Below are 20,890 nucleotides of genomic sequence, written 5' to 3'. Positions count from 1 at the left end.
CGCGTGTAATACAACGCAATCGAGCATTACACGGCTGTCTGTCCAACCGTTCGGATGCGCGTCTCCAGATACTTTAAACCTTCTACATAAGCGCAATGTCGATAGCTCAAGACACGTCGCCACGTAGAAGGAACGGCAATGATAGGAATCGTGATACCTGCCCATAACGAAGAAAAACACATCAGTGAGTGTCTCGCTTCGGTACTGCGGGCCGTTCAACATCCGGCCCTGCAAGGCCGGCACGTTGAAGTACTGGTGGTATTGGATGACTGCACCGACACGACGGCGGCGCTGGTCTCGGCAAAGACCGTGGCGATGCTCGACGTGTGTTTTCGCAATGTCGGCAAGGCCAGGGCGGTTGGCGCAGAGCAGTTACTCGAAGCGGGCGCCGAGTGGCTGGCGTTCACCGATGCGGACACGCAGGTGCCGCCGGATTGGCTGGTGCGCCAGATCGAGTTTGGCGCGGATGCGGTCTGTGGAACCGTCGAGGTAGACAGTTGGAGCGAGCATGGTGACGCCGTGCGCTCAACCTATATGGCGTTGTACCAGTTTACCGAGAACCATCGCCACATCCATGGCGCCAACCTCGGCCTGAGCGCTGCGGCCTACCGTAACGCCGGGGGCTTTCAGCATTTGGTTGCACACGAGGACGTGCGCCTGGTGGCTGACCTGGAAAGAATTGGTGCGCGCATTGTCTGGACCGCCACCAACCCGGTGATCACCAGTGCGCGCCGCGACTATAAATGCCGAGGCGGTTTTGGCGAGTATTTGGCGGCGCTTATGCCTGGCCCTGGCCACCTTGACAGCGAGCCCCGCGTCAGTTCAGACAGTTCGATTTAACGCACTTGATCTCCCGGCGATTTAAAATCGCTAGGGATAAAGGGGCGAATAATTCAAACTTTTTCAGGTGAGTAAAATCCCAACCGCTCGTCAGGCTTGAAGTGGATTTGTTGAACATACGCCGTGCTCTCCCGGACAGATAAAACAGGTACTGACAAAAATGTCCTTTTCGTCCTGGTTCTGGGAGAACTTAATGAAAGCCATCGTTTACAACGGCCCTCGTGACGTCAGTGTGCAAAATGTTCCCGACGCCAAAATCGAAAAACCTACCGACGTTCTGGTGCGAGTCACCGCGACTAATATCTGCGGCTCTGACCTGCACATGTATGAAGGGCGTACTTCGTTCGAGACCGGCCGCGTGTTCGGGCACGAGAACCTGGGGGAGGTGATTGAAGTCGGCGCAGGCGTCGACCGGGTTAAAGTCGGTGACCGTGTGTGCCTGCCGTTCAACATCGGTTGCGGCTTCTGCGAAAACTGCGAGAAGGGCCTTACCGGCTTTTGCCTGACCGCAAACCCGGGCAGTGCCGGTGCGGCGTATGGCTTTGCCGACATGGGGTCGTATCAGGGCGGGCAGGCAGAACTGCTGCGCGTGCCCTATGCCGACTTCAACTGCCTGGTATTGCCCGAGGATGCGCAAGAGCGTGAAGACGACTATGTCATGCTGTCGGACATCTTCCCGACGGGTTGGCACGCCACCGAGTTGGCGGGCCTGCTGCCGGGTGAAAGTATCGCCATTTACGGCGCCGGCCCGGTTGGTTTGATGGCCGCCCACGCGGCGATGATCAAAGGTGCCTCGCAGGTATTTGTGGTCGACAATCATCCCGACCGGTTGAAGTTGGCTGCTCAAATGGGCGCCACGCCGATCAACTCGCTTGAGAAAGAAGCGGTGGACCAGATATTGAATCTGACGCACGGCAAGGGCACTGATCGCGGCTGTGAATGTGTGGGTTATCAATGCTGTGATCGGCATGGCCACGAAGCCAATCACCTGACCATGAACAACCTGGTCGCTTCCACCAAAGCCACCGGCGGGATCGGTGTCGTTGGCGTGTTCGTACCGCAAGACCCAGGCGCAAAAAATGAGCTGGCGAAGGAAGGCAAAATGGCCTTCGACTTCGGCGCGTTCTGGTTCAAGGGGCAGCAGATTCGAACCGGGCAAGCGAACGTAAAAGTCTACAACCGCCGCTTGGCTGAGCTTATCCATCACGGGCGCGCCAACCCTGCGCAGATCATTTCGCACCGCCTTAAACTCTCCGAGGGGCCTGATGCGTACAAGCACTTCGACGCACGTGACGACGGCTGGACCAAGGTTGTACTCAAGCCTGCTGCGTAAGTAGAACAAGCGCTGTAGTTTGATCAAACGCGCACGCCTGTGGGAGCGGGCTGGCTCGCGATGCAGGCACCTCGGTGCATCAGACATACCGAGGTGATGCGATCGCAGGCAACCCAGCTCCCACCTTTCACCGCGTTCGGCTTGGCAGATGGGTCGGCTTTCAGGCCGCCCGCTGTTGATTTGATCTGGCAAGCCTCCCGTCACCCAAATACCCTGTGTGCACTCGCCTTTGATCCCTGGCGCTCAGCCGCCGCGCAGACAGAATCTGCCTATCAGGCAACCATATTTTTACTATTAGGAATTTTTGCGAAGCAGGCTATTCTTGGTAACTGTCAACGTAGAGCGCTGCGTTCAACGTTGATTGGGACATAAGAATTTACCCGGTTTTCTCAGCACTCTGCGCGCGCGCATAACAGTTAATTGATCAGCCTTGTGCGTGGCGAACATTGAGGGGCAGTGCGCCGACATCGAGCGTGGTGTTTTTAAGGTTACCTATCAATGTAGCGAGTGCTGTTGCGGATTGGATGGCCTGATGAATATGACGAAAAGGTGTATCGAGCATGTCAACTGAATCGAAGTGCCCCTTCAACCATGCTGCCGGCGGCGGCACTACCAATCGCGATTGGTGGCCCAAGCAACTGAACCTGAAAATCCTGCATCAGCATTCCTCGCTCAGTGACCCAATGGGCGAAGGCTTCGACTACGCCAAGGAATTCAAGACCCTTGATTTTGAAGCCGTCAAACAGGACCTGCGCGATGTCATGACCCAGTCTCAAGACTGGTGGCCAGCGGATTTTGGTCACTACGGCCCGCTGTTCATTCGGATGGCGTGGCACAGCGCGGGTACTTACCGTACCGCCGACGGTCGTGGCGGTGCGGGTGCCGGTCAGCAGCGCTTTGCGCCCCTCAATAGCTGGCCGGATAACGTCAGCCTGGACAAGGCTCGCCGCTTGATCTGGCCGGTCAAGCAAAAGTATGGTCGCAAGATCTCCTGGGCCGATTTGATCGTACTCACCGGCAACGTTGCGCTGGAATCCATGGGCTTCAAGACCTTTGGCTTTTCCGGTGGCCGCCCGGATGTCTGGGAACCGGAAGAAGACGTTTACTGGGGTTCCGAGACCACGTGGCTGGGCGGTGAAGAACGCTACGGCGCGCAAAAGAAAATGCAGCAGCCGGGTGAGGGCACGTTGGTCGCCGAGCCTGACAACCACGGCGAAGAACACAGCCGCACCGCGAACGGCGAGCGCACGCTGGAGAACCCGCTGGCTGCCGTGCAGATGGGCTTGATCTACGTAAACCCTGAAGGCCCTGAGGGTGTTCCAGACCCAGTGGCCTCGGCGAAAGACATTCGTGAAACCTTCGGCCGCATGGCCATGAATGACGAAGAGACCGTGGCACTGATCGCCGGCGGTCACGCCTTCGGCAAGACTCACGGTGCAGGGCCGGCTGACAACGTTGGTCCGGAGCCTGAAGCAGCCGGTCTTGAAGAGCAGGGGCTTGGCTGGAAAAACGCCTTCGGCAGCGGCAAAGGCGGGGACACCATCACCAGCGGCCTGGAAGTGACCTGGACATCGACGCCGACGAAATGGAGCAACGAGTACCTCGAAAACCTGTTTGGCTTCGAATGGGAGCTGACCAAAAGCCCGGCCGGCGCACATCAATGGATACCGAAAAACGGTGCCGGTGCCGGTAAGATTCCAGATGCCCACGACGCGGCCAAGCGGCACGCGCCAAGCATGCTCACATCGGACCTGGCACTGCGCTTTGACCCGGCGTATGAACAGATCTCCCGACGTTTTCTGGCCAACCCCGAGCAACTGGCCGACGCGTTCGCCCGTGCCTGGTTCAAGCTGACTCACCGCGACATGGGCCCGCTTGCGCGTTACCTCGGCCCGGAACTGCCGGCTGAAGAACTGCTGTGGCAGGACCCGATTCCGGCGGTTGACCATCCGTTGGTCGACGAACACGATGTGGCCGCACTGAAGGGCAAAGTGCTCGCCTCAGGCCTTACGGTCTCGCAGTTGGTCTCAACCGCGTGGGCCGCAGCGTCGACCTTCCGTGGTTCGGATAAGCGCGGCGGTGCCAACGGCGGCCGTCTGCGTCTGGCCCCGCAGAAAGACTGGGCAGTCAACCAGCCGCAGCAACTGGCAAGTGTTCTGCAGACGCTGGAAGGCATACAGCGCGAATTCAACGCAGCGCAGTCTGGCGGTAAAAAGATTTCACTGGCCGACCTGATCGTGCTGGCGGGTAACGCGGGTGTAGAGCTGGCCGCTAAAAATGCCGGTCAGCAGGTCACCGTGCCGTTTACCGCGGGCCGCGCAGATGCGTCCCAGGAGCAGACGGATGTTGAGTCGTTCGGCTTCCTTGAGCCGATTGCCGATGGCTTCCGTAACTACCAAAAGGGCCATTACCGGGTGTCGGCTGAATCATTGCTGGTCGACAAGGCGCAATTGCTGACCCTGACCGCACCCGAGATGACTGTGCTGTTGGGCGGCCTGCGGGTTCTGGATACCAATGTCGGGCAGAGCAAGCTGGGTGTGTTCACGCATCGAGCGCAAACCCTCAGCAATGACTTCTTCAAGAACCTGTTGGACATGGGCGTCGAGTGGAAAGCTGTCTCGGGCGCCAACGATACCTTCGAGGCACGTGACCGCAAAACCGGTGAGGTCAAGTGGACGGGCTCGCGCGTTGACTTGGTATTCGGCTCGCACGCTCAGTTGAGGGCACTGGCTGAAGTGTATGGCAGCGCCGATGCACAGGAGACCTTTGTGAAAGACTTCGTGGCGGCCTGGACCAAAGTGATGAACCTGGATCGTTTTGACCTTGCCTGAGGTTTTCGTCAGCCCTTAAGCACCCCCTTGAACGCCTCTCTCTGAGAGGCGTTTTTTTTGCGTGCAGCACGCGTGGCGCAGTCGCCTTTTTTAAAAAACTCGGGAGTCGCGCTAAGTTTGGGACCCGTCCTACATCATTTTTTTTATCGCTTTGTTAGCTTGCCTTGAAAATTGAGCGTGTCCGGTGACTGGCTTGGGCGTCGCGTTTTTCTTGCACTTTTCAGGTTAAGGATAAGCGTATGTTCGCGTCAGCCAATGCTGCGCACTTCGCGTTGTTAATCCCGTCCGTTAGTAACGATTTCAAGGTGCTGGCCTTTCACGGCACTGAAGCGATCAGCACCTTGTACGCGATTAAGATTGAGCTCGTCAGCGAGGCGCCGGACTTCGATCTTGGGCGCCTGCTCAGCCAGCCCGCCTTCTTGCAGTTCGGCCTTAATGGCGAAGGTATTCATGGGCATATTGAAGATGTGTTGGCAGGTGAGGCCGGTAAACGCCTGAGCCGGTATCAACTGACGTTAGTGCCCGCGCTGCACTATTTGCAGTTCAGCCACAATCACCGCATCTTCCAACACCTGACGGTGCCGCAGATTGTCGCCCAGGTGCTCAACGGCCACGGCATCCAGGCCGATGTGTACACCTTCCATGTCCGCAGCGCTGTAGAGCGAGAGTACTGCACGCAATACGCTGAAAGTGACTTCGACTTCATCAGCAGGTTGTGCAGTGAGGAAGGGATTTCGTGGCACCACCAGCACAGCCAACATGGCCATCAGTTGCTGTTCACCGACAATCAGGCCTGCTTCCCCTTGCTGGGGGCGACCCCGTATCAGCAGGACGCTGGCCTGGTGGCGGATTACCCGGTCGTCAGCCAGTTCTCCACGCGTTTCAGTAGCCGAACCAGCCAGGTCACGCGTCGTGGCTATGATTTAAGGCGCCCAAGCCTGCTGCGGCAAAGCCGAGCTGCCGTCGAGTTTAGCCCTGCACTTGAAGACTACCGTTACCCGGCGCTGATCGAGCATGAAAAACTCGGCAAGCAGCTCGCCCAACAGGCGCTGGAGCGTCACCGTGCCGACTACCAGTTGGCCGAGGGCCAGAGCGATCAACCCACCTTGCGCAGTGGCCACTTCTTTGACCTGACGGAACACCCGCGCCAATCGTGCAACGCGTTGTGGCTGTTGCTCAGCGTGACCCACACAGGCAAGCAGCCTCAATCACTTGAGGAGGCAGCCACCACTGAGGTTGAACCCGAAGACGGTTTCACACAGGGTTACCGCAATACCTTCACTGCGATTCCGTGGGATGCGGTGTACCGGCCACCCTTGGTCACGCGCAAATCGCCGATGGTCAGCCAGACCGCCCGTGTCACCGGACCCGCCGGGGAAGAAATTTTTTGCGATGAGTACGGCAGGGTCAAGGTCGAGTTCCATTGGGACCGCGCCGAGTTGGGCAGCGACAAGAGCAGTTGCTGGCTACGGGTGTCGTCGAGTTGGGCGGGCGACAGCTTCGGCGCCGTAACCATTCCGCGCGTGGGTATGGAAGTGGTGGTGACTTTTTTGGAAGGCGACCCCGACCATCCGCTGGTTACCGGTTGCGTGCCCAACAAGGTCATGCCGGTGGCGTACCCGTTACCGGCGAACAAGACCAAAAGCGTGCTGCGCAGCCATAGCTCGCCGCGCAGTGGTGGCTACAACGAACTGTCGATTGAAGACCGGGCAGGGCAGGAACTGATCTACCTGCATGCTCAACGCGACATCGAACAAGTGATCCTCAATGACAGCGACATCAAGGTCGGTAATGACCGCTTTGAACAGGTGGGCAGCAACAGTTCCAGCGTGATCCAGGGCGATGAACTGCACACCACCCAAGGTCTGCGTAACACCGCTATCGGTGGTAATGAACGGCTCAGCATTACCGGCAACAGCAGCACAATGGCAGGCGGTACGCTGGTGATTCAGGCCGGCACACAAGCGCATCTCACCGCCGCCAACGTGGTGATAAACGCAGGCGTGAGCCTGACGCTCAGCGCCGGCGGGCAACACCTGCTCATCACCGCAGGCGGCATTTTCAGCAGCGTGCCTATTGTTCAGGGCGGCGCGCCGGTGGCAGGGGTTCCTGCGCTTCAAGCCGCACAGGCGTTTGCCAGCGCACCACAAGCGTTTATCGCTAACCCGCCGTCCATTCTGGCTGCCGTTAAACAGCAAGCGGCGGACCACTGCCCGCTCTGCGAGGCCTGTGTTGCTGGCCTGTGCAACATTGGAGAGTCCGCATGAGTGTGCTTGAGCAATGGTTGCAAGAGCAGCGCCAGCAGGGGCGCCACCTCTACCTGGTACTCGACACCCACGGCCAGCTTGAAGAACGCACTGCGTTGGCTTGCGAGCGTGGCGTCGACCAGTACCGCAATCTGTACATTGGCACACCTGCCGAGTCATTGGCGAACGTCGCACCTTACCTCTTTCACTTGGGCAATACAGGCCATCCGGCCCTTCGGGCACTCCTCGATACACCTGAGCGTCACTGGGGCTGGCTTGCCAGTGCGGCAAGCGCTGACCTTGATGCGTTGACCACGCATTGGCAAAACCGCCTGGTGAAGGGGGAGCGGCCGAACCAGGCGCTTTATCGCTTTCACGACAACCGAGTATTGGGGCGCGCACTGGCCTGTTTACACCCCGAGCAGCGCCCGGACTACCTGGGCCTCATCACCAGCGTGTGTTACTGGCAGGCCGGGCAGTGGGCGGTCACCGATAACCCAAACCCCGGTATTCATCCCCTGCCGGCAGACCCCGCCTGGTGCCATACCCCAACGCCGGAATCTACCGTCAAAAGCCTGCAGTTCGACAATGCGCGGCGTTACCTGGCCCGCAAACACATCGGCCGCCTGCTCGACCTGGCCCGGCAGCAAGACATCGATAGCTGGCTGCGCGGCCAGCTCGACTTGGCGCATACGTGGGGCTGGCAGGAACCTCACACCCTTCACTTTTTGCTGACGCAAAGCGTACTCGCGCCGGACTACACCGCGCCCAAGTCCTGGCTTCCCCGGCCAAACGAAACACCGCAAGCGCATGTTGACCGGGTTTATCAGGAAGCGCTGTATTGGCAGGGGGATGGGCCTTTATGAAGCGCGTCATTCGCCATTTAGCCCTTGGCAGTTGCCTGGCCCTTAGCGTGGGCTGCTCTGCCAGCGAAAAGTCCAACACCTTCACGTTTACCGCCGACTTGCCTCCGGGGTTTGCCTATGTCGCCTCCGTGAGCTACGTGCCCGTCCCCGGCCAGTCCTGCGACTTAGGCAGACGTGACAATTTGAAACAGCAGTTCAACCGCGAATGGCGGACTGAATACAAGCCTGATGCGCAGATTGAAATACGCCGCACCCGCAAAGGCTGTGAGTTGGTTATTAACGGGATAGAGCTAGAGATCAAAGCGGCCTACGGGAAGGACCGAGGTGATTTCGGCGGTGACTCCGGGTTTATCGCCGTACGCGATCACCTTAACGCTGACGACAAGCGCACCTTCAGTGCTGCTGGCGAAAGCCAGTTTTCCGGCCAGTGTCAGTGGTTTTTCCGCACGATTGGTCCCAAGCGTTACATAACCAAAATTCTCTACTGCAAAAGTACCGACGCCCAAGGCAATGTCACCAAAGGTCGGCCGTTTGCCGCATACACCCTCGATCAGCTACCGGGTAAAACCGTGAAGCTGAACATCAAGCTGGCTGATTTAGAAAAACCAGCTGTCGGCGATACGTGGGTCAAGGTGCCCGGAGGTTGGAAGCGCTGCATGGGCGACAACTTTGAAGATCAATATGCGTTTTGCTACGGCAATTACAGAGACTTCAGCAGTTTCAAAATGCCGGATGGCCGCAGTTGCACTATTTATCCCGGCTGTACCGAAAACAAAGAGGTAACCCCATGAGCCTCGCAGCCCTTAAAGACAATAACAAAGCGTTATTTGACGGCCTTGTTTGTGCCCCAACCCGCAAGTGCACGTTGACCGGGTTTATCAGGAAAACACTGTATCGGCAGGGAGATGCCCCCGTATGAAACCCGTCATGCGCCATTTAGTCCTGGGCAGTTGCCTGGCCCTGAGCGTGGGCTGCTCTGTCAGCGAAAAGTCCAACACCTTCACGTTCACCGCTGACTTGCCTCCGGGGTTTGCCTATGTCGCCTCCGTGAGCTACGTGCCCGTCCCCGGCCAGTCCTGCAACCTCGGTAGGCGTGACAACTTGAGAAAGCAGTTCAACCGCGAATGGTGGCGTGAATACAAGCCTGATTCGCAGATTGAAATACGCCGCACCCGCAAGGGCTGTGAGTTGGTTATTAGCAGCATAGAGCTTGAGATCAACGCTGCCTACGGGAAAGACATCGGAGAATCCGGCGGTGACTCCGGGTTTATCGCCGTAAGGAATCATCTTGATCCTCGCGACAAAGGCTCCTTCAACGCTGCTGGCGAAAGCCAGTTTTCCGGACAGTGTCAGTGGTTTTTCCGCACGATTGGTCCCAAGCGTTACATAACTAAAATTCTCTACTGCAAAAGTACCGACGCCCAAGGCAATGTCACCAAAGGTCGTCCGTTTGCTGCGTACACCCTCGATCAGCTACCGGGTAAAACCGTGAAGCTGAAGATCAAGCTGGCTGATTTAGAAAAACCAGCTGTCGGCGATACGTGGGTCAAGGTGCCCGGAGGTTGGAAGCGCTGCATGGGCGACAACTTTGAAGATCAATATGCGTTTTGCTACGGCAATTACAGAGACTTCAGCAGTTTCAAAATGCCGGATGGCCGCAGTTGCACTATTTATCCCGGCTGTACCGAAAACAAAGAGGTAACCCCATGAGCCTCCCAACCCTGGAAGACAGTGACAAAGCGTTCTTCAGCGGCCGTATTCATGCCTGCCCGGTACGCGGGCACTCGACCAGTTTCCAGTTAGTGGATGAACTGGGGGACGGCAAACCCTATGCCGGTTTGGCGTATGTGGTCATCGACTACGAGGATGTGGTTTACAACGGCAAACTGGATGTCAACGGCTTCGGCAAAGTGGAGAACCACTACAGTGGTCCTGTGGTGCTGAAACTTAGTCAGCCGTACTTGGGAAGCGAAAAGACCTACACGTTTTTGCGAGAAAGACCCCACTACCCGCTACCCATCACTGAACTCCAAGTACGCGCCGAGAAAACCCGTTTTCTCAATAAATCTGGCGCCCGCACACAAACCAATCCGGCCCAGAGCAACGCAAATACCTTCTACCAGGTTGAAGTGCGTGAGCTGGTTGACCACTGGGCGCACCTTCCGCCCATAGTGGCGCGTCATTTTCCACCCAATCCCCATGTATTTTCGTTGTTCAGGCAGGAATCTGAGGTAAGAAACTTTAAGTTCAAACAGGGCGGCAGTAGCACTGGTGTCACGCAGTACGATTTGGCCATGTCAGGGCCAGGGTTTACGCTGTCTTCACGCCCGCCAAGGGGCGTTGCCCTGATGCCGGACCAGCACACCGTGCTGGAGGTGCGCCCACTGCGCGCGCTACGGCCCATGCTTTCGCCGAGCAATGACTTTTGCGCGCTTAACCTCTACCAACTGGCGCTGATGTCGACGCTGAGTTATAGCGACTTTGCGCAACACCCCGGCGCTCATCCGGTAGAAACCGACACCGTAAGTTTTCCGTTGCAGCCGAGTATCGGTAATTGGTTTGCTGACGCACTCGCGAAATTTGAAGAGCTTTGGCAGGTGGATGCGGCGCAGGCTGGCGGGAAAACCTATTACCCTTTGTACGAGGAAGTGCCGTACTCCAAGCGGCTGGAGGTCGTACCCTTTGACCCCGAACTGTACTCGGAAGTGAATAACCCTAACTTGGGTGAAAAACAGGAAAACCCGGCAAACATCCACTGTCTTGATGACAGCAAAGATGAGGAGGGTACTGACACTCAAGCCTTCATCACTCATCACGACGCGCTGATTTTGATTTCGATACGCGGCACTGCCAGTGTGGATGATGCCCTGCGCGACATGGACGCCAATCAGGTGCCTTTTGAGCAAGGGGAGGGCAAGGTGCATAACGGATTTTACGGTGCAGCCCAAGTGGCCTTTCGTTTTGTAGCGCGCTATCTGGACAAGTTTTACAGCGGACAAAAAATGGTCATTACCGGGCACAGTCTGGGCGGTGCAATTGCGCTGATAGTGTCTGAAATGCTGCGACGTGATAAACGCTATGCAGCGGACATTGTGCTCTACACCTACGGCGCCCCACGCGCCGGTGACAGCACCTTCGTAGAAGCAGCCAAGCCCCTGACCCACCACCGCATCGTCAATCAAAACGATCCGGTGCCCAGCGTGCCATCGACCTGGATGAACACGTCCACCCAGCGACAGTACGCCGGACAAGGCGTCGTGACGGTAGTAAACCCTACGCTGGGCTTGTCGTGGTTTGCACTGGGCATGATTAACATGACCGGTGAACCCTTCACTCACCACGGTACGCTGCGCCACTTCATGCCGGTCTACTTTAGCGCCCGCCTCAAGTCCTCGCTGCTCTGGAAGCCGGGTTGCAGCACCATCAACGACCACGGCTGCGCTGTCGCGTTAAAGGCTATAGACGGCTTGCCGGATCGCGGTTCATTCCTGCGGCAAGTGATTGATAATGCCGACCACAAAATGGTGCATAGCTACATTCCAAACTGCTGGGCCAGCCTGCGTCGCTGGCAGCAAGCGCACCTGTCCAATCGTTCGTTGGTGACTGACGATGAGTTCTACCAAGTGGATGAGTCATTGAAGAATGCCAAGCGGCAAATTCTCGACCTTGAGATGCGGCATGCTGCAAGGCCTGAACGCTATAGAAGTGGTAGCGCCGGAATTATCGATGCGCTTCAGAAGGAAGCAGACAACATACTGGCAACACGCACGCGCCTGTGTTCCTTACGACGTGAGCGAGTCACCGAAGCCCACGTGTATGGTGTGTTCGCCGGCACCCGCGAACTGATAGAGAACGACTTGCCTCGCTGGAACGCGCACCCGCAGAACAGCACCGAAGAACAACTGGCAATGGCCCCTCCGTCGGCCGAAGACAATGAGCGGGCGATAGCCGCCATTACCGGAGCCTTCGTGCCTGGCGCGCCCTACACGCTGAATATTGATTCGTTTACCTAGCTTCAGCCAAACGTTAACAACTGCGCGAGTACGCGCATCAACATAGACGTTACGCCGGGCCGGCCCTACTTGACCTGCCCGCCAAAGCTTCCCTGTTCTATCCACGCTTCCAACGCCGTTGCACTCATCGGTTTGGCTATCAAGTAACCCTGCGCCTCTGAACAGCCCCACTGCGTTAGCAGATTAAGAATTTTCTGACTTTCCACGCCCTCGGCAACCACTTGGTAGCCCAGCCCCTTCGCCAGCCCAATCAGGGTTTTAACCAGTTGCTTGTCATTGGTGTTAGTGCCCAGACCGCTGATCAGCGATTGGTCAAGTTTGACAGTGTTGGCGGGGAGCTCTTTCAAATAGGCCCAGTTGCTGTAGCCGGTGCCGAAGTCATCCACGGCCACTTCTACGCCAACCTCGCGGACACGCTTGAGTTGTCGGATGATCTCGTCAGGGTTGGTCATGAGCATGCGTTCAGTGAACTCAAGTTCAAAGCTTGCCGGGTCCAGGCCGTGTGTGTCGATTTGATTAAGCAGCGTGTCGACGAATTCGGTACTTTCCAGGTCGCTGACGGCAATGTTCATGGCGATGCGCAGGCGCAGGCCGCGGGCTTTCCAGGCGATCGCTTGTTGGACTGTTGCATTGAGCACCCACAAGCCAACGGAAGGTATCAAGGCGGTTTTTTCAGCCAACGGTATGAATTCAGCAGGGCTGATATTGCCAAGTAATGGGTGAGTCCAGCGTATTAACGCCTCTACCGACTGACAACTGCCTGAGGGCAGGTTGATTTTTGGCTGATACACGAGGCTGAACTGTTTGTCCGAACTGACCGCCTCCGGCAATGAACTCAATAACATCAAGGCGCGTTGTTGCGCGGCATCGAACTGCGGCTCATACAGCGACCAGCCCAACTGACGATCGCGGGCTTCATCTGCCGCGCTGACCACCAGGCGTACCCAATCTTGCTGCGGCGCCTGCGAGGTCAGAACCGGTAGGACACCAATACCCACTTGCAGCGGAATAGGGATGCCGTGGCATGCGACTGGCTGTTTGAAGTTGCTCAGAATACTTTCGCAGATATGCCGGGCGGTCTGGTTATCCTTAAGAATAAAACCAAACCGCGTTGAGCTGATTTTATACAACACGCACTGGCTGGGTAAGAGCGTTTGCAGGCGAGATTTTATCGCCAAAATCAGCTCTTCCGCGAAACTGTAACCCAGCGCTTTCACGATGTCGTTGAGCAGCTTGGGGGTTATAACGTCAACGGCATAGATCTGGCATACGTCATTAATCTGTAGGGTTTGACGTATGTCTTCCTCAAGCCGCAGCCGATTAAACAGCCCAGTGGGTTGATCCACGAAATTTCGGGAGCGCACACCACGGATGCGCATCATCACCAGTTCGGCGAAGCTGTTGAGCATCGCCATGTCACTCTCAGTCATGGCCGGGCGCGCAAGCGTGTCAATGATGCACAGGCTGCCCAGCGTAAAACCTTCTTCGGTAATCAGTGGCGCGCCGGCGTAATAACGGATATACGGCGGGCCGGTAACCAGCGGGTTGTTTTTAAAGCGCGGGTCACGTGTCGCGTCCAATACCTCCAGTTGCGTGTTATCCAACGTCGAGTAGGCGCAAAACGAAACGGCTCTGGGCGTCTGAGTTTCTTTAATGCCCACACGCGCGCGGAACCATTGCTGGTGTCGATCAACGATAGAGATCAAGGCGATGGGAGCGCTGAAGTAAGCAGAGGTCATCTGGACGATTTTGTCGAAGACTTCATCATCGTCGGCGTCAACGTGACAGTATTTTTCGACCTGTTTTAGTCGTTCAGCTTCATTCGCCGGAATGGGAGCGCCTTCGCCCATGATAGTTCTCGCAGTGGTGTGGTTCTCATTACACGGTATCAGACAGGGCCACTACTATGATGTTATTTTTTCTATTCCCCGGATAGCCTGAGGCGCGTAAATCGCCAGTGCCTGCCCGCCCAGCGTTTGACGTCAGGCTACGAGCGTATTGAGCCTTTCGCATAGCGGCAAAGCGCCATCCATCATTGTCAAAAAGTTCCTTTCCTGTACAGAAATAAAAAATTGTACAGGTTTTCCTAAAGTTCATAGCATCACCCGCCGATGCTTAAGCTGAAACGCTGATTGCGCGCTTCGGTTAGCCGGGGACGTTGAGCTCGCGCAAGACATTGCCTTGGACGACGCCATCACTTTCAGGGAAGGAGTCCCGCCCACTTAATCTACATTGCGGATCTACCCATGAACGACCGACTTAACCCTGCTGCCGACCTGGTCCAATCCGGCGCTGACCTGAACTCCCTGCTGAGCGCCATCGACCGTTCCCAAGCGGTCATCGAATTCGATTTGCAGGGCAACGTCCTGTATGCCAATCAAAATTTTCTTGAGTGCATGGGTTACGAGCTCGACGAAATTCGCGGCCGTCATCACCGCCTTTTTTGCATGCCGGACTACGCGACCAGCAAAGAATACCTGATGTTCTGGGAGAAGCTGGGCACCGGCAAATTTGACGCCGGGCAGTACCAGCGCCAAGCCAAGGACGGGCGGCAGGTGTGGTTGCAAGCGACGTACAACCCGGTCATGGACAACAACGGCAAACCGTTCAAAATCGTCAAATTCGCCAGTGATGTGACCGAAGTGCGTAACCGCAACGCTGAGTGGGAAAGCAAGATCGCCGCGATCGAGCGTTCGCAGGCGTTGATCGAGTTCACGCCTGACGGCTATGTGCTGAGCGCCAATAACAAGTTTTTGGCGGCGATGGGGTACACCCTTGAAGAGGTCGTCGGCCAACATCACCGGATGTTTTGTGACCCCGAACACGCAAGCTCGCACGCTTACCGCGAGTTTTGGGAGAAGCTCGCCAAGGGCGAATACGACTCCAACGAGTACAAGCGTCTGAGCAAGGACGGCCGCGATGTGTGGATTCAAGCGTCCTACAACCCGATTCTTGATGCCCAGGGTAATACGTACAAGATTGTGAAGTTCGCCACCGATGTCACCGACACCAAACTGCGCACCATGGAGCACGAAGGCAAGGTCAACGCCATCAACCGTGCGCAAGGCGTGATCGAGTTTGACCTGAGCGGCAACATTCTCTCGGCCAACGAAAACTTTCTGGGGCTGTTGGGTTACCGCCTGGAAGAGTTGAAAAACCAGCACCACGCACTTTTTTGCGAGCCTGAATACGTCAAGACCACCGCTTACCGTGAATTCTGGAGCGCGCTGAGCAGTGGCAAATTCTTCAACGGGCGCTTCAAGCGCATCAGTAAGTACGGTCAGAATATTTGGATTCAGGCGACCTACAACCCGGTATTCGATGCGGCGGGGCAACCGTACAAGGTGGTCAAGTTTGCCACCGACATTACCGCTCAGGTTGAGCTTGAGGAAGCCATCGAAGCCAAGACGCGGGCCATGGACGAATCGGTCACGCGCCTGATGGCGGCGATTACCGAGGTGGTCAAAACCACCGGTGATGCCAATGATCAGGCGCGCATCACCCAGGATGAAGCCCAGCGCGGTTCACAGACGCTCAACGAGGCGTCATCGGCGATGGATACCATCGGTAAGTCCGCAGAAGACATTCAAGAGATCATCGCGGTGATCAGCACGATCGCCGGTCAGACCAACATGCTTGCGTTCAACGCAGCCATCGAGGCGGCGCGCGCGGGTGAGCATGGGCTGGGCTTCTCGGTGGTCGCCGATGAGGTGCGCAAACTCGCTGAAAAGTCTTCGCAAGCCACCACGCAAATCAACAAGTTGATTCAGGAAACAGTGCGCCGTATCAACTCCGGCAGCGAGATTTCGCGCAGTGCCGGCAGTGCGTTCGAGCGCATTGTGGCCGGCGTCGAGCGCACCAATGGGGCTATGGCCACCATCGGTGCGGCAACTCACGAGCAACAGCATCTGGCTGAGCAGGTGTCTGAACTGATCGGCGAACTCAACCGTATCAAGTTAGCCTCCGGGTTGGGCAAAGGCCTGAACACGGCGGGCCAGGTTGACAGGCCATGAGTGACTCCCGGGCGTTTGGAGTACTCAAGCTCGCCGGGTTGGAAATTGCGGTGGACGCGCAGGCACTGGAGCAGGTCATCAATTGGCCCACCCGGTTGCAGCCGCATCCGCTGCAAAACGCTGCGTTGCTTGGGATGTTCAGCCTGCGCGGCAAGGCGCTGCCACTGATCGAACTGCGCTCACTGCTGGGTGATTGTGCGCCCGAGCAGTGCGAGCCAACCCACATGGTCGCCATCGTCAATCATCAAGGCCAACGCCTGGGCATTGCCGTCAGCGGGGTCAGCGATGTGATGAAGATAGAGGCGCGCGACCGCTGCCGGCTTGGCGGGGAGGGCACGTCGGTGGCGCTGCTGCCGGAACTCGCGTTGCTCGACGATGAGCGGATGATTTACCTGCTCGACCTGGCAGCGCTGGCCTGCTTGCCGCAGGTGCTGACCGCGCGGGCTGCCGATAATGACCGCGTGGCACGCGTGCAGGATCAGTCGCATGAGTTGCACCACTTGCTGGTGTTTGAGTGCGATGCAAAACGCTTCGCCGTCGATGCCAAAGCCATCACCGAACTGGTCGACCAGCCAGACATGCTGCCCAGCAAATTGGGCGGCGATTACTGCCTGGGCGTCGCCAATCGGCGTGGTGTTGATGTACCTGCGTTAAGCCTAAACCGGGTACTCGGCATTGATCGCTTGTCGGCGGCCGGCCCTCAGGACCAACTGCTGGTATTGACCTCGCGCGAAGGTTATCGCATCGGCCTTATCTATGACCGGATGATTGCGATTGTGCGCAAGCGCGCCAGCGAAATCCTGCCGTTGCCCACTTACGGCTTACGCGAACCAGCGTTGTTTGCCGGTGTGGTCGGCGTGGAGAACGGCGAGCAGGCGTTGTTGCTTGAACATCGCGCGTTACTGGAACGGCCCGAGACGCTCAGTTTCGCCAAGATCTACCAAACCAGCCCACCGGGGCAGGGCGCCGCGGTATCGCGCACAGGGCAGATGAACCAGACCTGCCTGGTATTCCAGGCGGCCCAGCAGTTCGTGGTGCCGCTTGATCAGGTTTTGGAAATTCTGGATATGCCTGAGCATTTTGTGCGTTTTGCGCAAGTTGAAACCCACCTGTTAGGCAGCTTCAATTTGCGTGGCGAGCAGATTCCGTTGGTGTGCCTGAGCAGTTTGGTCGAAGGCACCACGCCTGCCGACATTGCCCTGGAGCGGGTGTTGCTGGTCAAAGGCGAATTCAACAGCTTTGGGCTGGTGGTCAACCGTACCGACTCGATAGAAACCTTTACTCACCCGGCCTCTGAGCACCCGCCCGGTTGGGAGCGCAGCATCAACGGCAGCGGCTCGGTGAATGACCGCGTGCGCAGCCTGGTCAGCATCGGCAAAGGTGATCAGAACCGTTGGATGACGTTGATCAATCTGCGCAATGTTGTCAAGGCGTTGGAGATGGCCAGCCCCAATCTGGGTGCCCAGCGTGGCGTCGGCTAAGCACACGTTTCAAGTTCGGGCAGCGCGGGTTGATTTCGCAGGGGCAGCTCATAGTGCTGAGCTCACAGTGCTGAGCTCACAGTGCTGAGCTCATAGTGGTGAGCTATGGCCTCGGCCATCTATCTTAATTAGTCGCGCGCGCTGCCTTGACGTAGATTGCACATCGGCTGATGGCTTAGTGACATCTCACGGCCCAGCCCTTAATGGTTCATCTGCGAGCGCACCTCATGAAAAAATCAGTCTCCCTGGCCTCGCGTATCGGCCTTGGCTTTGCCGCTATCGTCTCGTTACTCATCCTGATTACTGCTGTGGGTATTCAACGGGTGGGGTTTATCGACAACACCCTGGAACACGTCAGCGACAATGCGGCGAAGGTGCAACGCTACGCGATCAACTTTCGCGGCAGTGTGCACAACCGCGCCATCGCCATTCGTGATGCGGTGCTGGTTAACACTGACGCGCAATTGGACGTGCACCTGAATGAAGTCACCAGCCTGGAACGGGCCTACGCCGATTCGGCAGTGCCTTTGGACCAGTTGTTCACCAACGCCGGCGTGACGCCTGAAGAACAGCAGATGCTGCGTGCCATCAAAGACATTGAAAAGCAGACGCTGGCGTCTACGCAGGCGGTAATTGCGCTGCGTCGCGCCGGTGATATTGCGGGTGCGCAGGCGATGTTGCTGCGACAAACGTCCGGCGACTACAGCGAGTGGTTGAAGCGCGTCAACGCACTGATCGACTATGAAGAGGCGTCGATCAAGGCGCAGCTCGGTGAGGTACAAACCACCGCCAGCCAGTTTCGCGGGTTGATGCTGCTGGCGACCGGCATCGCGCTGCTGTTGAGCATTATTTTGGCGGTGTCGATCATTCGCTTCGTCAAATCAACTTTGGGCGCCGAGCCGACCGAAGTCGCACAGGCTATCCAGCGCCTGGCGGCGGGCGATCTGCACCAGACGATTGTGACCGCTTACCCGAACAGTGTGATGGGCGTGTTGAAAACCGCGCTCAGCCGCTTGGCGGATACCATCACCGAGGTGCGCGCTGCGGCCCATGAGGTCAGCCAGTCGTCGTCGAAGATGCTCGGCGTGTCATCGACCAACAATGACCACATCAGCCTGCAAACCCGCGAGGCCGAGCAGGTGGCAGCGGCCATCACGCAAATGGCCGCGACGGTGACTGAGGTCGCAGGCTATGCCTCGCAAGCAGCGGACGCGACGCGCCTGGCTGACGCTGAAGTTGAGATCGGTAACCGTCTGGTCGAAGAGACCACGCAGGCTATCGAACAACTCGCCAACACCCTGGTCGACACCACCAGCACGGTGGAGCAGGTGTCTGCGCACAGTGAGCGGATTGAGTCGGTGATCGAGGTGATCAACTCGATCGCGTCGCAAACCAACCTGCTGGCGTTGAACGCCGCCATTGAAGCCGCGCGTGCCGGTGAGCACGGCAGAGGGTTTGCGGTGGTGGCCGATGAAGTGCGCTCGCTGGCCAACCGCACGCAGCAGTCGACGCAGGAAATTCGCGACATGATCAGCACGTTGCAAAGCGGCACCGAAACGGCTGCGCAAACCATGCGCGACAGTTGCGAGCTGGCCAGTAGCACCGTGGCGCAAACACGCAAGGCGCAAGGTGCGTTGTCCAAAATCAGCCAGGAGGTCGGCGCGATCAACCACATGAACGCGCAAATCGCCAGTGCAGCGATCCAGCAAAAAGCGGTGGCTGAAGACGTTGCGCACAACATAACGCGCATTCACGGCTCAACCGTGAAGTCGGCAACCGGCTCCAAAGAGGTGGCAACCGCGAGCAATGAGCTGGCTCAGTTGGCTGATCGGTTAGCGCAGAAGGTGGCCTTTTTCAGAGGCGCGTAGGGCTTCCCGCGGCGCTGCCGCGCTGGCAGGTGTGGCTTACCAGGGCAGGCGCTCGCCGTCATAGGCAAAAAAATTGCCACTGTCGGCGGGCCCCAGGCGGTCAATCAAATTCAGCAGTTCACGCGCCGCCACACTCGCGGGCCTGGCAGCGGCCGCACCACTGAAGGGCTTGGACAGGTCCGAAATAACCGTGCCAGGGTGCAGGCTCAGCAAGCGGCTCTGTGGGCGTGTGCGTTGGAGTTCGATGGCGGCGGTTTTAATCAGCATGTTCAGCGCCGCTTTCGAGGCGCGGTAGGCGTACCAGCCGCCCAAGCGGTTATCGCCGATACTGCCCACCTTGGCCGAGAGCATCGCCATGGCGCCTGCGGGGGCGAGCAGCGGCAGAAACTGACGCAATACCTGCGCCGGGCCGAACGTGTTGACCTGAAACACTGCCTTCAGCGCTTCTTCGTCAATCGAAGCGTAGGTTTTTTCAGGCTTGATTGCGCCACGGTGCAGCAAGCCTGCGGCGTGCACGATCAACCCGTACGGCGCCTCGTCGGCGAGTGCTGCAGCCGCCTTGGCGATGCTTTCGGGGTTCGCAAGGTCCAATTCAGGCACCGTTTGCCGCCCCAGTTCACGCACACCCGCGCACTGTGGGTCGTGTTTCAGCAGCTCGCAAAACGCCGAACCGAGTGCACCGCTTGCGCCGATCACCAACGCACGGTAACCCTCGCCAAGGGAGTTCATCATGAAGGTCTCGCTCATTGGGTTTCTCCGGCGCGTCAGTGATGCAAAACAGCAGGTGCCGCCCGGTTAAGGGCGCCGCTCAATCAGCTGCAAAAATTCGTGTCGCGTGGTCGCTGAATCGCGGAACGCGCCCAGCATCACCGAGGTGATCATCGCTGAGTTTTGCTTCTGCACGCCGCGCATCATCATGCACATGTGCTTGGCTTCAATCACCACCGCCACGCCGGCGGCGCCGGTGATGTGCTGCAGGGCATCGGCAATTTGCCGGGTCAGGTTTTCCTGTATCTGCAAGCGCCGCGCGAACATGTCGACGATGCGCGCAACCTTCGACAAGCCCACTACTTTGCCGGTGGGAATATACGCCACGTGCGCTTTGCCGATGAAGGGCAGCAGGTGGTGTTCGCACAACGAATACAGTTCGATGTCGCGCACGATGACCATTTCATCGTTTGACGATTCGAACAGCGCCCCATTGATCACCTCTTCAAGGTTCATCGTGTAGCCGTTGCACAGGTACTGCATGGCTTTGGCTGCACGTTTGGGCGTGTCCAGCAGCCCTTCGCGCTCGGGGTTCTCGCCGACGCCGACTAGAATTTCACGGTAATGCTCGGCTAATGATGGGTTCACGTGGGTTCCTCGAAACCATGCTGCACTTGATGTGACGCCCCAC

14 protein-coding genes and 1 pseudogene are annotated in these 20,890 nt (G+C 57.7%); 12 read left to right on the top strand and 3 right to left on the bottom strand.

Annotation, left to right across the window (positions count from 1 at the left end; genetic code table 11):
• Positions 1-138: 138 nt before the first annotated feature.
• From ACOZK9_RS21510 to ACOZK9_RS21475, 8 genes are all read left to right on the top strand, one after another.
• Positions 139-840 carry a glycosyltransferase family 2 protein gene (locus ACOZK9_RS21510; protein ID WP_421556527.1) on the top strand — a complete coding sequence of 234 codons (702 nt, stop codon included), beginning with the start codon at positions 139-141 and terminating at the stop codon, positions 838-840.
• A gap of 193 nt (positions 841-1,033) precedes the next feature.
• Positions 1,034-2,173 (top strand): glutathione-independent formaldehyde dehydrogenase, encoded by a 1,140-nt coding sequence (locus ACOZK9_RS21505; RefSeq protein ID WP_122249365.1) that lies wholly within the window; start codon positions 1,034-1,036, stop codon positions 2,171-2,173.
• 560 nt (positions 2,174-2,733) lie between these two features.
• Positions 2,734-5,004 (top strand): catalase/peroxidase HPI, encoded by a 2,271-nt coding sequence (gene katG, locus ACOZK9_RS21500; protein WP_421556526.1) that lies wholly within the window; start codon positions 2,734-2,736, stop codon positions 5,002-5,004.
• A gap of 239 nt (positions 5,005-5,243) precedes the next feature.
• The gene (tssI, locus tag ACOZK9_RS21495; protein ID WP_421556525.1) at positions 5,244-7,271 is read left to right on the top strand and encodes a type VI secretion system tip protein TssI/VgrG; all 2,028 of its coding nucleotides are present in this window, start codon (positions 5,244-5,246) and stop codon (positions 7,269-7,271) included.
• Complete coding sequence (locus tag ACOZK9_RS21490; RefSeq protein ID WP_421556524.1) at positions 7,268-8,116, top strand: DUF4123 domain-containing protein; 849 nt, start codon at positions 7,268-7,270, stop codon at positions 8,114-8,116. Before tssI ends, ACOZK9_RS21490 begins: the two co-directional genes overlap by 4 nt.
• Entirely contained in the window at positions 8,113-8,907 is a 795-nt protein-coding gene (locus ACOZK9_RS21485) for a hypothetical protein (RefSeq protein ID WP_421556523.1), read from the top strand. The genes ACOZK9_RS21490 and ACOZK9_RS21485 overlap by 4 nt, the downstream gene beginning before the upstream one ends.
• Positions 8,908-9,031: 124 nt before the next feature.
• Positions 9,032-9,826 carry a hypothetical protein gene (locus ACOZK9_RS21480; protein WP_421556522.1) on the top strand — a complete coding sequence of 265 codons (795 nt, stop codon included), beginning with the start codon at positions 9,032-9,034 and terminating at the stop codon, positions 9,824-9,826.
• Positions 9,823-12,129, top strand: a complete 2,307-nt coding sequence (locus tag ACOZK9_RS21475; RefSeq protein WP_421556521.1) for a lipase family protein — start codon at positions 9,823-9,825, stop codon at positions 12,127-12,129. Before ACOZK9_RS21480 ends, ACOZK9_RS21475 begins: the two co-directional genes overlap by 4 nt.
• 65 nt (positions 12,130-12,194) lie before the next feature.
• On the opposite strand, the gene ACOZK9_RS21470 is transcribed toward ACOZK9_RS21475, so the two are convergent.
• Positions 12,195-13,979 (bottom strand): sensor domain-containing phosphodiesterase, encoded by a 1,785-nt coding sequence (locus tag ACOZK9_RS21470; protein ID WP_421556520.1) that lies wholly within the window; start codon positions 13,977-13,979, stop codon positions 12,195-12,197.
• A 396-nt stretch (positions 13,980-14,375) separates the two neighbouring features.
• Here ACOZK9_RS21470 and ACOZK9_RS21465 point away from each other — a divergent pair, with 396 nt between their 5' ends.
• From ACOZK9_RS21465 to ACOZK9_RS21450, 4 genes and pseudogenes are all read left to right on the top strand, one after another.
• Positions 14,376-16,142 (top strand): PAS domain-containing protein, encoded by a 1,767-nt coding sequence (locus ACOZK9_RS21465; protein WP_421556519.1) that lies wholly within the window; start codon positions 14,376-14,378, stop codon positions 16,140-16,142.
• Entirely contained in the window at positions 16,139-17,623 is a 1,485-nt protein-coding gene (locus tag ACOZK9_RS21460; RefSeq protein WP_421556518.1) for a chemotaxis protein CheW, read from the top strand. Before ACOZK9_RS21465 ends, ACOZK9_RS21460 begins: the two co-directional genes overlap by 4 nt.
• A gap of 203 nt (positions 17,624-17,826) precedes the next feature.
• Positions 17,827-18,360: pseudogene (locus tag ACOZK9_RS21455) on the top strand (MCP four helix bundle domain-containing protein); the annotation flags it as partial.
• A 72-nt stretch (positions 18,361-18,432) separates the two neighbouring features.
• On the top strand, positions 18,433-19,491 hold the full coding sequence (locus ACOZK9_RS21450; RefSeq protein ID WP_421556560.1) for a methyl-accepting chemotaxis protein: 1,059 nt from the start codon (positions 18,433-18,435) through the stop codon (positions 19,489-19,491).
• 36 nt (positions 19,492-19,527) lie between these two features.
• Here the strand turns inward: ACOZK9_RS21450 and ACOZK9_RS21445 are convergent, their stop codons facing one another.
• Together ACOZK9_RS21445 and folE are read right to left on the bottom strand one after the other, a co-directional pair.
• On the bottom strand, positions 19,528-20,238 hold the full coding sequence (locus ACOZK9_RS21445; protein ID WP_421556517.1) for an SDR family NAD(P)-dependent oxidoreductase: 711 nt from the start codon (positions 20,236-20,238) through the stop codon (positions 19,528-19,530).
• A gap of 48 nt (positions 20,239-20,286) precedes the next feature.
• Complete coding sequence (gene folE, locus ACOZK9_RS21440) at positions 20,287-20,847, bottom strand: GTP cyclohydrolase I FolE (RefSeq protein ID WP_058413464.1); 561 nt, start codon at positions 20,845-20,847, stop codon at positions 20,287-20,289.
• Positions 20,848-20,890 lie beyond the last annotated feature (43 nt).

The organism is Pseudomonas kitaguniensis (assembly GCF_049199985.1).
Taxonomy (GTDB): domain Bacteria; phylum Pseudomonadota; class Gammaproteobacteria; order Pseudomonadales; family Pseudomonadaceae; genus Aquipseudomonas; species Aquipseudomonas kitaguniensis.
This window is presented reverse-complemented; position numbering and strand designations above follow the sequence as displayed.

Coding starts and splice junctions, on each gene's coding strand:
- ACOZK9_RS21510 (WP_421556527.1), top strand. CDS start 139: ATGATAGGAATCGTGATACCTGCCCATAACGAAGAAAAACACATCAGT.
- ACOZK9_RS21505 (WP_122249365.1), top strand. CDS start 1,034: ATGAAAGCCATCGTTTACAACGGCCCTCGTGACGTCAGTGTGCAAAAT.
- katG (WP_421556526.1), top strand. CDS start 2,734: ATGTCAACTGAATCGAAGTGCCCCTTCAACCATGCTGCCGGCGGCGGC.
- tssI (WP_421556525.1), top strand. CDS start 5,244: ATGTTCGCGTCAGCCAATGCTGCGCACTTCGCGTTGTTAATCCCGTCC.
- ACOZK9_RS21490 (WP_421556524.1), top strand. CDS start 7,268: ATGAGTGTGCTTGAGCAATGGTTGCAAGAGCAGCGCCAGCAGGGGCGC.
- ACOZK9_RS21485 (WP_421556523.1), top strand. CDS start 8,113: ATGAAGCGCGTCATTCGCCATTTAGCCCTTGGCAGTTGCCTGGCCCTT.
- ACOZK9_RS21480 (WP_421556522.1), top strand. CDS start 9,032: ATGAAACCCGTCATGCGCCATTTAGTCCTGGGCAGTTGCCTGGCCCTG.
- ACOZK9_RS21475 (WP_421556521.1), top strand. CDS start 9,823: ATGAGCCTCCCAACCCTGGAAGACAGTGACAAAGCGTTCTTCAGCGGC.
- ACOZK9_RS21470 (WP_421556520.1), bottom strand. CDS start 13,979: ATGGGCGAAGGCGCTCCCATTCCGGCGAATGAAGCTGAACGACTAAAA.
- ACOZK9_RS21465 (WP_421556519.1), top strand. CDS start 14,376: ATGAACGACCGACTTAACCCTGCTGCCGACCTGGTCCAATCCGGCGCT.
- ACOZK9_RS21460 (WP_421556518.1), top strand. CDS start 16,139: ATGAGTGACTCCCGGGCGTTTGGAGTACTCAAGCTCGCCGGGTTGGAA.
- ACOZK9_RS21450 (WP_421556560.1), top strand. CDS start 18,433: ATGCTGCTGGCGACCGGCATCGCGCTGCTGTTGAGCATTATTTTGGCG.
- ACOZK9_RS21445 (WP_421556517.1), bottom strand. CDS start 20,238: ATGAGCGAGACCTTCATGATGAACTCCCTTGGCGAGGGTTACCGTGCG.